13 protein-coding genes are annotated in these 13387 nt (G+C 60.4%); 10 read left to right on the top strand and 3 right to left on the bottom strand.

The window, feature by feature from the left end:
• Positions 1–9: 9 nt before the first annotated feature.
• A complete protein-coding gene (locus ACSSNI_RS11740) occupies positions 10–591 on the bottom strand; it encodes a septation protein A (RefSeq protein WP_200638110.1) in 582 nt (193 codons plus the stop codon).
• A gap of 180 nt (positions 592–771) precedes the next feature.
• On the opposite strand from ACSSNI_RS11740, the gene ACSSNI_RS11735 reads away from it, so the two are divergent.
• The 5 genes from ACSSNI_RS11735 to scpB all read left to right on the top strand — a co-directional run bounded on the left by ACSSNI_RS11735 (position 772) and on the right by scpB (position 5218).
• Positions 772–1638 (top strand): PHP domain-containing protein, encoded by an 867-nt coding sequence (locus tag ACSSNI_RS11735; protein ID WP_148924980.1) that lies wholly within the window; start codon positions 772–774, stop codon positions 1636–1638.
• Between the two features lie 13 nt (positions 1639–1651).
• Positions 1652–2275 (top strand): L-threonylcarbamoyladenylate synthase, encoded by a 624-nt coding sequence (locus tag ACSSNI_RS11730; protein ID WP_019341671.1) that lies wholly within the window; start codon positions 1652–1654, stop codon positions 2273–2275.
• A gap of 46 nt (positions 2276–2321) precedes the next feature.
• Positions 2322–3527 (top strand): tryptophan--tRNA ligase, encoded by a 1206-nt coding sequence (locus ACSSNI_RS11725; RefSeq protein ID WP_200638207.1) that lies wholly within the window; start codon positions 2322–2324, stop codon positions 3525–3527.
• A 63-nt stretch (positions 3528–3590) separates the two neighbouring features.
• Positions 3591–4451 (top strand): segregation and condensation protein A, encoded by an 861-nt coding sequence (locus ACSSNI_RS11720; RefSeq protein ID WP_102834499.1) that lies wholly within the window; start codon positions 3591–3593, stop codon positions 4449–4451.
• Positions 4448–5218 (top strand): SMC-Scp complex subunit ScpB, encoded by a 771-nt coding sequence (gene scpB / locus ACSSNI_RS11715; protein ID WP_200638112.1) that lies wholly within the window; start codon positions 4448–4450, stop codon positions 5216–5218. The genes ACSSNI_RS11720 and scpB overlap by 4 nt, the downstream gene beginning before the upstream one ends.
• Here scpB and ACSSNI_RS11710 read toward each other — a convergent pair.
• Positions 5212–5688 (bottom strand): methylglyoxal synthase, encoded by a 477-nt coding sequence (locus tag ACSSNI_RS11710; RefSeq protein WP_200638114.1) that lies wholly within the window; start codon positions 5686–5688, stop codon positions 5212–5214. The two genes, scpB and ACSSNI_RS11710, sit on opposite strands and share 7 nt — an antisense overlap.
• A 34-nt stretch (positions 5689–5722) precedes the next feature.
• Complete coding sequence (gap, locus tag ACSSNI_RS11705; RefSeq protein ID WP_200638116.1) at positions 5723–6724, bottom strand: type I glyceraldehyde-3-phosphate dehydrogenase; 1002 nt, start codon at positions 6722–6724, stop codon at positions 5723–5725.
• Between the two features lie 122 nt (positions 6725–6846).
• Between gap and edd the strand changes: the two genes are divergently transcribed.
• From edd to ACSSNI_RS11680, 5 genes are all read left to right on the top strand, one after another.
• Positions 6847–8676: a phosphogluconate dehydratase gene (edd, locus tag ACSSNI_RS11700; RefSeq protein WP_200638118.1), complete on the top strand. Its 1830-nt coding sequence runs from the start codon at positions 6847–6849 to the stop codon at positions 8674–8676.
• On the top strand, positions 8673–9644 hold the full coding sequence (locus ACSSNI_RS11695; RefSeq protein ID WP_200638120.1) for a glucokinase: 972 nt from the start codon (positions 8673–8675) through the stop codon (positions 9642–9644). The genes edd and ACSSNI_RS11695 overlap by 4 nt, the downstream gene beginning before the upstream one ends.
• Before the next feature lie 39 nt (positions 9645–9683).
• Positions 9684–10418, top strand: coding sequence for a response regulator (locus ACSSNI_RS11690; RefSeq protein ID WP_102834493.1), 735 nt, complete (start codon positions 9684–9686; stop codon positions 10416–10418).
• A complete protein-coding gene (locus tag ACSSNI_RS11685; protein ID WP_200638122.1) occupies positions 10402–11862 on the top strand; it encodes an ATP-binding protein in 1461 nt (486 codons plus the stop codon). The genes ACSSNI_RS11690 and ACSSNI_RS11685 overlap by 17 nt, the downstream gene beginning before the upstream one ends.
• A gap of 167 nt (positions 11863–12029) precedes the next feature.
• A complete protein-coding gene (locus ACSSNI_RS11680; protein ID WP_200638125.1) occupies positions 12030–13280 on the top strand; it encodes an ABC transporter substrate-binding protein in 1251 nt (416 codons plus the stop codon).
• The last annotated feature ends 107 nt before the right edge of the window (positions 13281–13387 follow it).

Below are 13387 nucleotides of genomic sequence, written 5' to 3'. Positions count from 1 at the left end.
GATGGATTCCTATGATTGTTCAGGTTCGGGTTGCATGTGGCGCACCAGATATAGGGCCTGGCCAGCCATGAACAGCAGCGTCAGGCCGAGGCTGCCAAAGACTTTGAAGTCTACCCAGATCGTGGGATATACGAAGGCAACGAAGAGATTGGCGAAGCCGCAGACGAGAAAGAACAGAATCCAGGCGACATTGAGCTGGGCCCATTGGGCTGCCGGCAAGCTGACGGCATGACCCATCATCCGCTGAATAAGCGGTTTGTCGCCGATGAAGTGGCTACCGGTGAAGGCCAGCGCGAACAGCCAGTTCAGTACGGGCGCTTTCCACTTGAGGATCGCTTCGCTGTGCAGCGCCAAGGTCAGTCCGCCGAATAACAAGCAAGCCGCCAATGTCAGCCACTGGCTTTTTTCGAGTCGCCGCTGATGGATGAATATAACGCCGTAGATGATAACGGAGCTGACGACCAGCACCGCTGTTGCGCTGAATATGCCGCCGATGCCCAGGCTGAAACCTCCGATGTCGACGGTTGTAGGCTCGATTTTGTAGGCGATGAAGAACAGCAGCAGCGGAACGAAGTCGATGATTTGTTTCACGAGGCAAGCCAGAGGGCAGATGTGCCCGGCATAATAACAAACCGCGCTTTTAGCGGAACGCTGTCCGCTTGCCGTTTCCAAGACATTGCGCAAGCTTTGGCAAACTGGACGACGGCACGAGCGCTGGCGCTGGCGGTCACACGCTGTGAGCTGCCAAGCCCCCTGGAGAATCTGTCCCGAATGATTGTTGATCTGCATTGCCATAGCACCGCCTCTGACGGCGTGCTTGCGCCGGACGTGCTGGTGCAGCGAGCACATGCGCGTGGAATCGAACTGCTTGCGCTGACTGATCACGACACCCTCGAAGGGCTCGATGATGCTCGCGCCGCTGCTGATTTGCTGGGTGTCCGGCTGGTCAATGGCATCGAGCTGTCCTGTGTCTGGAATGGCGCCACCATCCATGTGCTGGGTTACGCGTTTCGTCGTGATGCCATTGCGCTGCAACAGGCTATTGGCGAGTTGCACGCCGGCCGCTGGCAGCGTGCCGAGACGATTGCTCAGCGCCTGGAGGCCAAGGGAATGCCTGGTGCCCTGGAGGGTGCGCGGGCAATTCAGCAGGAGCTGGGGGATAGCGGCAACGCGCCGGCTCGCCCTCATTTCGCGGATTACCTTGTGCGTGCAGGGCATGTGCGCGACCGCGCCGAGGCATTCCGCAAGTGGCTCGGTTCCGGCAAGCTGGGGGACGTCAAGCAGCATTGGCCGACGCTTGAGCGAACCGTGAGTACCTTGCGCGACGCCGGCGCCTGGATCAGTTTGGCGCATCCCTGGCAGTACGATTTCACCCGCAGCAAACGACGCCGACTGGTGAGCGAATTCGCCCAGGCTGGCGGTCATGCGCTGGAAGTGGTCAATGGTATGCAACCACTGGAACAGGTGGGTGGCTTGTCGATACTGGCGCGGGAGTTCGGGCTGATGGCCAGCATCGGCAGTGATTTCCATGCGCCAGGCGACTGGTCGGAGCTGGGTATGTATAGAACCCTCCCTGACGACTTGCGACCGCTGTGGAAGTCTTTTGATCATGAACCCGGCGAGTCTGTTGGCCGCTGAACAGGGAGTTCCCATGAGCCAGTTCTTTCAGATACACCCAGACAACCCTCAGGCCAGGTTGATCAAGCAGGCCGTAGAGATCATTCGCAGCGGCGGCGTGGTGGTTTACCCCACCGACTCTTCCTATGCTGTGGGTTGCTCGATGGGAAACAAAACCGGCATCGAGCGCATTCGCCGCCTGCGCCAGTTGGACGATAAACATAATTTCACCCTGGTCTGTCGCGACTTGTCCCAGCTGGGATTGTTCGCGAAAGTGGATACCGCCGCTTTCCGCCTGCTCAAGACGCATCTGCCAGGGCCTTACACCATCATTCTCAGCGCCACTCGGGAGGTGCCGCGAATGCTGTTGCATCCGAAGCGTCGTACCATTGGCCTGCGCGTGCCTGCTCAACCGATTGCGCAGGCGTTGCTCGCCGAGCTGGGTGAGCCATTGATGAGCGTCAGCCTGATCCTGCCTGGTCAAACCGAACCGATGAGCGACCCTTACGAAATGCGGGATGCGCTGGAGCATCAGGTAGACCTGATCATCGACGGCGGTTACGGTGGCGTCGAAGCGTCGACCGTCATCAGCCTGGTTGATGGCGATCCGGAAGTGGTACGGGTCGGCTGCGGCGATCCCGCGCCGTTCGCCGGCTGAACCGTTCGCTTTTTTCAAATCTACGAAGGAAACCCTTTTGAGCGCCATGGATTCGCAGCGACGTGTAGTCTCAGGAATGCGGCCTAATGGCCGTCTCCACCTCGGCCACTATCACGGCGTGCTGAAGAGTTGGGTCAGAATGCAGCATGAGTACCAATGCTTTTTCTGCATCGTTGACTGGCATGCACTGACCACCGACTACGCTGCAGGCGCAGATGTCGCACGCAATGTGCAGGAGATGGCAGTCGATTGGCTGGCAGCCGGTGTCAGCCCGAGCTCTGCCACGTTGTTCATTCAGTCCCAGGTGCCAGAACACGCCGAGCTACACCTGCTGCTTTCGATGATTTGCCCGTTGGCGTGGCTTGAGCGCGTGCCGTCCTACAAGGAGCTGCAGCTCGATTCGCAGAACAAAGATCTCGGCACCTACGGTTTTCTCGGTTATCCCTTGTTGCAAGCCGCGGACATCCTCGCCTATCGCGCAGGTGTCGTGCCTGTTGGCGCCGATCAGTTGCCGCATATCGAGTTTGCTCGCGATGTCGCCAGACGCTTCAACCATCTGTACGGCAGCGAAGAGGATTTCGAGGTCAAGGCCGAAGCGGCGGTGCGCAAGCTCGGCAAGAAAAGCTCCAAGCTATACGCCAGTCTTCGCAAGAGCTATCAGGAGCAAGGCGATCTCGAAGCGCTGAATACCGCCCGTGCGCTGCTCAAGGATCAGCAGACCATTACCATTGGCGACCAGGAACGCCTGTTTGGGTATCTCGAGGGGAGCGGCAGGTTGTTGTTGCCCGAACCGCAGGCGTTGCTCAGCGATATCCCCAAGGTGTCTGGGCTGGACGGCGGAAAAATGGCCAAGTCGGCCAGTAATTCCATCTTTCTGCGCGACACGCCGTCTGAGATCGAGGAAAAGATCAAGCGCATGCCAACCGATCCGGCACGCGTTCATCGCCACGACCCGGGTGAGCCGACACGTTGTCCGGTGTGGCAAATGCACCAGGCCCATTCGGTAGAAGAGGTTTGCAGTTGGGCGGAGCAGGGCTGCCGCACCGCGGGCATCGGCTGCCTGGAATGCAAAGCGCCACTTATCGATGCGATCAAGCTCGAGCTGGCACCGCTGCAAGAGCGGGCTCAGGACTACGAGGCGAATGCGGATCTGGTGCGCAGCATTCTCGCTGAAGGCGCTGAGCAGGCCCGCGACGAAGCACGCGAGACCCTGGTGGTCGTGCGTCAGGCCATGGGTCTGAATTATCGCTAGAGCCTATTCGGGCGCCGGCATAAGCTGTCGCCGCTTCCAGTACTCGTTCGTTCCGGAGAGATAATGCAGGACACCCAGGCCGAGGCGACCCTCAAGGCGCCCGGCGAGCAGCTGCGGTTGGCGCTTGTCTACGGCGAGGCTTTCAATAACCTGCCGCAGGATCTCTATATCCCCCCAGATGCGCTCGAGGTCTTCCTTGAGGCATTCGAGGGACCGCTGGATTTGCTGCTCTATCTGATCCGCAAGCAGAACATCGATATTCTCGATATCCCTGTCGCGGAAATCACTCGTCAGTACATGGGCTATGTCGAGTTGATGAAGGCCGTGCGCCTGGAGCTTGCGGCCGAGTACCTGGTAATGGCGGCCATGTTGGCTGAGATCAAGTCGCGCATGCTGCTGCCTCGCTCGGCCGAGGTGGAGGAGGACGAACTCGACCCGCGTGCCGAGTTGATCCGTAGGCTTCAGGAGTACGAGCGGTTCAAGGCGGCGTCGGAAGATATCGACCAGCTGCCGCGGGTAGGTCGCGACCTTCACGTGCCGAAACTCGACGCACCTGACGCTCGCGCACGCAAGCTGCTGCCTCAGGTCAGTCTGGAGGAGCTGTTGATCTCCATGGCTGAGGTGTTGCGTCGTGCTGACATGTTCGAAAGCCATCAGGTCACGCGTGAGACGCTGTCGACCCGCGAGCGCATGAGCGACGTACTCGAACGGCTCAAGGGCGGCGGCTTTGTACCTTTTGTTGCGCTGTTTACCGCCGAGGAAGGGCGGCTCGGTGTGGTGGTGACCTTCATGGCAGTGCTTGAGCTGATAAAGGAATCGCTGGTCGAGCTGGTGCAGAACGAGCCCTTCGCACCAATTCATGTCAGGGCCCGCAGCGATGAGTCCTCATTGCCACTGGAAGAGTCAATGGAGCCGAGCCTGTGAATCTGTCCGATCCCAAGGATCTTGCCTCGCTGCTTGAAGCCTTTTTGCTGGCCTCAGGCAAGTCGATGTCGGTTGAGCGAATGGCCGAGCTGTTCGACGAAATCGAGCGGCCAACCCCCAGCTTGTTGCGCAAGGCGCTAGAGGTGCTGGACAAGTCATGCAAGGGACGAGCGTTCGAGCTGAAAGAAGTGGCCAGTGGTTACCGCCTGCAGGTGCGCGAGCGTTTTTCTCCCTGGGTTGGCCGGCTATGGGAGGAGCGGCCACAGCGTTATTCGCGGGCCCTGTTGGAGACGCTGGTACTGATCGCGTACCGGCAGCCAATCACCCGTGGCGAGATCGAGGATATCCGCGGAGTGGCGGTCAACAGCCAGATCGTGAAGACGCTACTGGAGCGTGAGTGGGTGCGGGTGGTCGGTCATCGCGATGTGCCAGGGCGACCGGCCATGTTCGCCACTACCAAGCAATTCCTCGATCATTTCAACCTGAAGAACCTCGACGAGCTGCCCCCGCTGGCCGTGTTGCGCGAGATGGAGCCCGAACCCCAGCTGGTCGACGTCGAAGAGGCTCCGGTGCCGGCGGCGCTGCAGGCGCGCGCCGATCTCGAAGGGGAGCCGGAGACGCCGCGTGAACAAACCAGCTTCCGCAGTCTTCTGGCCGAGCTGGACAGTATGGAAACCGGATTGAAGACCGATTTTGATGACCTGCGCGGCGAGACTGACCCCGAGGAAAGTCAGTCCACCCCAGAAGAGGACCGTCGCGACTATTGATCGGTTACCTGGCGGCCGGCCAGGTAGTGTGCATAGTTCGGGATGCTCAGTGAATGTTCCTGGTCCAGCAGCGGGCTGGAAAGCAGGTAATCGGCACTGCTTTCGTTGGCCGCCAGTGGGATGTTCCACACTGCGGCGACTCTTAGCAGCGCCTTCACGTCAGGGTCATGGGGCTGTGGCTCGAAGGGGTCCCAGAAGAACACCAGCATGTCGATCCTGCGCTCGGCAATGCGTGCGCCGATCTGCTGATCTCCTCCGAGGGGGCCGCTGATCATGCACTCCACCGGCAACTTCAAGCGCCGCTCGAGTAGCAACCCCGTGGTCCCGGTGGCCAGCAACTCATGTGGCTCCAGTTTTGATTTCTGCCGCTCAGCCCAGTCCAACAGGCGCTCCTTGCAGTGGTCGTGCGCGACCAGTGCGATACGTTTGCGGGCGGGGAGTGTTGCGCTCACAAAATCGATGCGGTTCATGTTCTTCCTTGAGGCCAGGAATGGGCTGCTGATCTTATGACGCTTCGTGAAGAGCGCGGCAAGTGTCTAGCATCCGGTTGGAAAAACCCCACTCGTTGTCATACCAGGCCATCACTTTCAGCAAGCGTCCGCTAACCTTGGTGTGGTTGGTGTCGAAAATCGACGACATCGGGTTGTGGTTGAAGTCGCAGGAAACCAGCGGCAGCGAGTTGCACGCCAGAATCGGCGAGTGCTGACTGGCGTCGAGCATCAAAGCGTTGACCTCCTCGGCGGTTGTCTCGCGACCCAGTTCGAGGGTCAGGTCGACCAGCGAGACGTTGATCACCGGAACGCGTACGGCCATGCCGGTCAGCTTGCCGGCCAGCTCTGGCAGTACCAGGCCCACCGCTTCGGCGGCGCCGGTCTTGGTCGGGATCATCGACTGGGTGGCCGAGCGCGCTCGGAACGGGTCGCTGTGATAGACATCCGACAGATTCTGGTCATTGGTGTAGGCATGGATGGTGGTCATCAGGCCGTGTTCGATGCCGTATTCGCGTGACAGGACCTGCGCTACGGGCGCCAGGCAGTTGGTCGTGCAGGATGCGTTGGAAATGATCTGGTGCGACTGACGCAATGTATCGTGATTGACGCCATAGACGATGGTGGCGTCAACGCCGGAGGCCGGGGCTGAAATGATGACTTTGCCGGCACCGGCCTGCAGGTGTGCGCTGGCTTTTTCACGGGAGGTGAACAGGCCGGTACACTCGAAGAGCACATCGACGTTGTGCTGGCGCCACGGCAGCTCTGCAGGATTACGAATAGCTGTCACGGCAATCGGGTCACCGTTGACCCACAGCTGGTCGTCTGACACTTCGACTTTTGCGTCGAAATGGCCGTGGACGCTGTCGAATTGCAACAGGTGGGCGTTCATCGCCGGGCTGCCGAGGTCGTTGATGGCCACGACCTGCAAATGCTCGCGATAGCTCTGGCTGTACAGGGCACGAAGGACGTTGCGTCCGATACGACCGAAGCCGTTAATGGCGATCCGAATAGTCATAAGAGGTCCTGGGCGGAATTTGTTGTAGGAATTACAAGATTATTCCTGTCAAAATAGAAATCAAGCCCAAATACATGTTGTTTTGTTGATAAAACCAAAGATTCATGAGCAGGAGTGATGGCATGCACCCGCGGATTCAAGAAGTGACTGAGCGATTGATCGAACGCAGCCGGCCGACCCGACAGCGCTATCTGGCGCAGATGGCCGGCGCGGCGAGTGATGGGCCTCAGCGCGGCAAGCTGCAGTGCGCCAACTTCGCTCACGGCGTTGCCGGTTGTGGATCGGCCGATGACAAGCAGCGTTTGCGACTGATGGACGAGGCGAATGTAGCCATCGTCTCGGCCTACAACGACATGCTCTCGGCGCATCAGCCGTATCAGTACTTTCCCGACCTGATAAAGGAAGCTCTGCGCGAAGTGGGGTCGATCGGGCAATTCGCTGGTGGTGTGCCGGCAATGTGTGACGGCGTGACCCAGGGCGAGGCGGGTATGGAACTGAGCCTGGCCAGTCGCGAAGTAATCGCCATGGCCACGGCCGTCGCGCTGTCTCACAACATGTTCGACGGGGCCCTTTACCTCGGTATCTGCGACAAGATCATTCCGGGCCTGATGATCGGCGCGCTGCGCTTCGGCCACCTGCCGTCAGTGTTCGTGCCCGGTGGCCCGATGACCTCTGGCATTCCCAACAAGCAGAAAGCGGAAGTGCGACAGCGCTACGCAGAAGGTAAGGCCAGCCGTGAGGAGTTGCTGGAATCGGAGATGGCGTCTTATCACAGCCCTGGTACCTGCACGTTCTATGGCACCGCCAACACCAACCAGGTGGTGATGGAGATCATGGGCCTGCACCTGCCGGGTTCGTCCTTCGTCAATCCCTATACGCCACTGCGTGACGAGCTCACACGTGAGGCGGCGCGGCAGATCACTCGCCTTACGCCGCAGTCGGGTAACTACGTGCCGCTGTGCAAGATCGTCGATGAAAAATCGATTATCAACTCGGTCGTAGCGCTGAATGCCACGGGCGGCTCGACCAACCACACCCTGCATATCCCGGCGTTCGCCCAGGCGGCAGGCATCCAGTTGACCTGGCAGGACATGGCCGATATTTCGGCCGTCACACCGACGCTCGCCAAGGTCTACCCAAACGGCCAGGCGGACGTTAACCATTTCCACGCCTGCGGTGGCGTTCCGTTCATGGTGCGTACGTTGCTCGAGGCCGGCTTGCTGCACGAGGACGTATACACGGTCCTGGGCAAGGGACTCAGCCAATACACCAAGGAACCCTTCCTCGAAGACGGCAAGCTCGTCTGGCGCGAAGGGCCGGAAAACAGTCTGGACGAGGCGATCCTGCGCCCGGTCGAGCGCGCATTCTCGCCTGAGGGCGGGCTGCGTGTCCTCGAAGGGAATCTTGGGCGTGGCGTCACGAAGATCTCCGCGGTAGCGCCGGAACACCGCGTGGTGGAGGCACCGGCGCGCGTGTTCAGTGACCAGAGCGAGCTCGCACTGGCATTCAAGAACGGTGAACTGGAAAAGGATTTCGTCGCCGTGGTGCGTTTCCAGGGGCCGAAAGCCAATGGCATGCCTGAACTGCACAAGCTGACCCCATTCCTCGGCGTGCTGCAGGATCGTGGCTACAAGGTGGCGCTGGTCACTGACGGCCGCATGTCCGGCGCTTCCGGAAAGGTACCGGCGGCTATCCACGTCTGTCCGGAAGCGCTCGACGGCGGTCCGCTGTGCCGTGTGCGCGACGGCGATGTCATTCGTGTCGATGGCGAAACGGGTGAGCTTCGAGTACTGGTTGATCAAGCCGAGTTCGATAGCCGCGACGCCATCTCGGCTCCGAGCGATCTGGGGATTGGCTGCGGACGCGAGCTGTTCGGCTTTCTGCGCGCTTCGTTCAGCCCGGCGGAAAAGGGCGCTAGCGTCTTCACCGAGGCGTTGGAGGCGCTCAAGTGACGGCGCTCGTAGGGGATATCGGCGGCACCAACGCGCGCTTTGCCCTGTGGCGAGACCAGCAGATCGAGTCGGTGCGGGTATTGCCGACGGTTGATTATCCACGCCCGGAAGATGCGATTCGTGCCTACCTGCAAGGCGTCGGACTGGCTGTCGACGCGCTGCAGGCCGTGTGTCTGGCCTGTGCCGGGCCGGTTTCAGGCGATGAGTTCACTTTCACCAACAACCATTGGCGCCTCAGCCGCAAGGCGTTCAGCCAGGACTTGGGATTGAGCAACCTGTTGCTGATCAATGACTTCACCGCCATGGCGCTGGGCATGACCCGGCTGCGCGAAGGTGAACTGGTCGAAGTATGTTCGGGTCAGTCTGAATCCGGCGCAGCACGCCTGGTGATCGGCCCCGGGACCGGCCTCGGCGTCGCTACACTGCTGCCGCTCAAGGACGGCAGTTGGCGGGCGCTGCCAGGGGAGGGGGGGCATGTCTGCCTGCCAATCGGCAGCGCGCGAGAGGCTGCACTGTGGACGCGGTTGCACGATAAGTTAGGGCACGTGAATGCTGAAGCGATTCTGAGTGGCGGCGGTTTGCTGGAACTCTATCGGACCAGCTGCGCGCTGGATAACGAGCCGGTAAAACTGGCCAGCCCAGCTGAGGTGACCGCGGCGGCGCTGACCGGTGATGCCTATGCGGCAGCGGTGCTGGAACAATTCTGCGTCTGGCTGGGTCGGATCGCCGGCGATAACGTGTTGACCACGGGTGCGCGAGGCGGCGTTTATATCGCGGGTGGTATCGTTCCGCGCTTCGTCGAATTCTTCAGGCGCAGCGGTTTCAGCCAGAGTTTTCGCGACAAGGGCAATATGAGTCGGTATTTTGACAATATTCCGGTCTGGGTAGTGACTGCCAAGTATCCTGGCCTGGAAGGCGCCGGCGTGGCATTGCAGCAGTTGCTGGAGGGCCTGCCCAGCGGGGACTGACCCGTTTCGAAACACCCTATAAGAAGAGAAAGGACGCCAGTGAGCCAGGTTGGAAGATCGATTCTGCTGGTCGACGATGACCAGGAAATCCGCGAGCTGCTAGACACCTACCTCAGCCGATCAGGCTTTCGGGTGCGCACCGTTGCCGACGGTGCGCAGTTTCGTGAAGCCATGAGCCACGACCCTGCAGACCTCGTCATCCTCGATGTGATGTTGCCCGACGAGGACGGTTTCAGCCTTTGCCGTTGGGTGAGAGGGCATCAGCGGCTGGCACAGATGCCGATCATCATGCTGACCGCCAGTTCAGATGAGGCTGACCGAGTGATTGGTCTGGAGCTGGGTGCCGACGATTACCTCGGCAAGCCTTTCAGTCCGCGCGAGCTGCTGGCGCGGATCAAAGCGCTGTTGCGTCGGGTCAACTTTGGCCAGGAGCGCGGCAGTGACGTACAGGCCTTCGATGAATGGCGGCTGGATATGGTCAGTCACCGGTTGTTTCACCAAGACGGTGAAGAGGTGCTGCTGTCCGGCGCCGACTTTGCGTTGCTCAAGCTGTTTCTGGACCATCCGCAACAGATCCTCGACCGTGACACCATTGCCAACGCCACCCGCGGCCGCGAGGTCATGCCGCTTGAGCGGATCGTCGACATGGCGGTCAGTCGCCTGCGTCAGCGGCTGCGCGACACCGGAAAGTGCCCAAGATTGATCCGAACCGTACGGGGCAGTGGATACATGCTCGCCGCGCAGGTCGCACCGCATCATGACGCGCTCGGTTAAGCGCCGCTGGTTGCCTGTTCCACGCTCACTGCTCGGCCGCATGCTGTTCCTGACGCTGCTGGTGGTGCTGATGGCGCAGGCGCTGTCCAGCTTTATCTGGGTCTCGCAGCTTCGCGCAAGCCAGATGGAGGGGCTGCTGACCAGTGCACGCAGCCTGGCGCATTCGATGGCTGCCAGCGTCAGCTATTTCCGTTCGTTGCCGTTGGGGTATCGGCCCCTGGTGCTCGACCAGTTGCGCAGCATGGGTGGTACGCGCTTTTTCGTATCGCTGAATGACAAGCCGCTTGAGATGCGAATCCTGCCGCCAACCGAGCGCAAGCAGGCGGTGCTGGCGCAGGTGGATGAGGTGCTGCGTGAACGTCTCGGCAGGAATGTCGACATGTCGGTCAGCTTCGTCAGCCCTGACGATCTGCGGATTTTCAACGGTGGCCTGAAGCTGGACGAGTTGCCGCGGTCGTGGGCGCATTACGCACTGAGCCTGGAGCCGCTGAATCCACCGGTGCTGGTCACTCAGATTCAGATTGCGCCGAACGAGTGGCTGTATCTCGCCTCGCTGATGCCGGCACCCTATGTCAGCCTCGAGAACGAAGGCGTCCCCACTCAGCAACTCTGGTTCATCTTTCTGACCAGCAGTTTTCTGCTGCTGTTCATCGGTATTCTGGTGCACTGGCAGAGCCGACCGCTCAAGCAGCTGGCCCAGGCGGCGCGCGAGATGTCGCTGGGCAGCGAAGTGGAATTGTTGCCCGAGGCAGGGGGGAGCGAGGTGGTAGAAGTCAGTCGCGCATTCAACAGCATGCGTGGGCGCATCGGGCGTTATCTCACCGAACGTAGCCAGTTGTTCAGTGCGATCTCGCATGATCTGCGTACACCCATCACGCGGTTGCGGTTGCGAGTGGAGCTGCTGGAAGATGAAGCCTTGCAGCGCAAATTCAGCCTTGACCTGGATGAGCTGGAGCTGTTGGTCAAAGGCGCACTGCAGTGCGTCAAGGACACCGATATCCACGAAAACATCGAACCGCTGGATCTCAATCTGCTGCTCGATTGCGTCACCGAGCCGTATCTGGCGACTGGAGGCAACGGTCGCGTCACGGTTCAGGGCAGGGCGTGCGCACCCTATGCCGGCAAGCCGCTGGCGCTCAAGCGCTGCATCGGCAACCTGCTGGACAACGCGTTGAAGTATGGCGAACGTGCCCATCTGCTTATCGAAGACGGTAACGGAACCTTCGTTCTGCATGTTGATGATGAAGGGCCTGGGGTGCCTGAAGCCTGGCTCAAGCAGGTATTCGAACCCAACTTCCGCCTCGCCGCCAAGCAACCCGGTTACGGACTTGGTCTCGGCATCGCGCGCAACATCGCGCATGCCCATGGCGGTGAGGTCAGCCTGCGCAATCTGCCTGCCGGGGGGCTGCGGGTGACCTTGAGCCTTCCGCGGACGACCGATTGAGCCCCTCCGCAGGCGTGGCACCTCAACGCGTTACAAAGTCCCGAGCTTTGTAACGAAACGGTGACCAATCACTATCCCTTCGTTACCCGGCGCGATGATTCGCGCGCCTAGAATCGGTGCAGCGCAAGCAAAGACTTGCATCGATAACAACAAGAAAAGGAACCCCAATGAACGCGATTCATCGTCTGGTTACTGCTGTTTCCCTTGTTTCCCTCGTTCCTTTCGCCCACGCCGGGGAAGTTGAAGTGCTGCATTGGTGGACCTCCGGAGGCGAAAAGCGCGCTGCTGACACCCTGCAGCGACTGGTCGAGGAAGAGGGCCACACCTGGAAGGATTTCGCCGTTGCCGGTGGCGGTGGCGAAGCGGCCATGACCGTTCTCAAGACCCGCGCCGTTTCTGGCAACGCACCCGCAGCCGCTCAAATCAAAGGCCCTGACATTCAGGAGTGGGGTGAGTTGGGCCTGCTGACTGACCTCAACGAGGTGGCGGAAAAAGCCAATTGGGATGAACTGCTGCCCAAACAGGTATCGGCTGCGATGAAGTACGACGGTGACTACGTCGCCGTGCCGGTCAACGTACACCGTGTGAACTGGCTGTGGATCAACCCGGACGTGTTCGAGAAAGCCGGCGTTGAACCGCCGAAAACACTCGACGAATTTTTCGCAGTGGCTGAGAAGCTGAAAGAAGCAGGCTTCATGCCACTGGCTCACGGTGGCCAGCCCTGGCAGGACGGAACCGTCTTCGAGGATCTGGCCCTGGCCATCCTTGGCCCGGAGGACTTCCGAAAGGCATTCGTCGAGCTCGATCGTGACGTGCTGACTGGCGACAAGATGGTCAAGACCTTCGAGGCCCTGAAGAAGCTGCGCGGCTACGTCGACAACAATGCTGCAGGCCGCGACTGGAACAGCGCGACGGCCATGGTCATGAACGGCAAGGCTGGCATGCAGATCATGGGCGACTGGGCCAAGAGCGAGTGGAGCGCAGCCAAGAAAATCGCTGGCGACGACTACAAGTGCGTGCCGTTCCCGGGCACTCAGGGCAGCTTCGCCTACAACATCGACTCACTGGCGATGTTCAAGCTGAACAACGATGACAATCGCAAGGCCCAGCAGGATCTGGCCCGGATCGTCCTGGAACCTGAGTTCCAGCAGTTCTTCAACCAGAACAAGGGCTCGATCCCGGTTCGTCTGGATCAGGACATGAGTGAGTTCGATGCCTGCGCCCAGCGATCAATGACGGACTTCAAGCAAGCGGCTCAGGGGCCGGGTTTGGTGCCCAGCCTGGCGCATGGCATGGCGGCGTCGAGCTACGTTCAGGGTGCTGTATTCGATGTCGTGACGAACTTCTTCAACGACTCGTCCGCCGACCCGAAAAAGGCTGCCCAGCAATTGGCAGCTGCGATTCAGGCGGTCCAGTAGCGCAACGGGGCGCGGACCCTCGCGCCCCATTTCAACACCGATCAAGCATTGACTCCCCCGCGGCCGAGCTGTCAGCCGGCCGCGACGGGAACGGCTTGTTCGAAATT

Source organism: Stutzerimonas tianxiuensis, from assembly GCF_053470365.1.
Note: the sequence above shows the minus strand (reverse complement) of the source record. Positions and strands in the feature narration are given on the sequence as shown.

What these genes read in the sequence shown, in the direction of transcription:
- ACSSNI_RS11680 (WP_200638125.1), top strand. Translation starts at nt 12,030, where the DNA reads ATGAACGCGATTCATCGTCTGGTTACTGCTGTTTCCCTTGTTTCCCTC.
- ACSSNI_RS11735 (WP_148924980.1), top strand. Translation starts at nt 772, where the DNA reads ATGATTGTTGATCTGCATTGCCATAGCACCGCCTCTGACGGCGTGCTT.
- ACSSNI_RS11710 (WP_200638114.1), bottom strand. Translation starts at nt 5,688, where the DNA reads ATGAACCGCATCGATTTTGTGAGCGCAACACTCCCCGCCCGCAAACGT.
- gap (WP_200638116.1), bottom strand. Translation starts at nt 6,724, where the DNA reads ATGACTATTCGGATCGCCATTAACGGCTTCGGTCGTATCGGACGCAAC.
- ACSSNI_RS11730 (WP_019341671.1), top strand. Translation starts at nt 1,652, where the DNA reads ATGAGCCAGTTCTTTCAGATACACCCAGACAACCCTCAGGCCAGGTTG.
- ACSSNI_RS11720 (WP_102834499.1), top strand. Translation starts at nt 3,591, where the DNA reads ATGCAGGACACCCAGGCCGAGGCGACCCTCAAGGCGCCCGGCGAGCAG.
- ACSSNI_RS11725 (WP_200638207.1), top strand. Translation starts at nt 2,322, where the DNA reads ATGGATTCGCAGCGACGTGTAGTCTCAGGAATGCGGCCTAATGGCCGT.
- ACSSNI_RS11685 (WP_200638122.1), top strand. Translation starts at nt 10,402, where the DNA reads ATGACGCGCTCGGTTAAGCGCCGCTGGTTGCCTGTTCCACGCTCACTG.
- edd (WP_200638118.1), top strand. Translation starts at nt 6,847, where the DNA reads ATGCACCCGCGGATTCAAGAAGTGACTGAGCGATTGATCGAACGCAGC.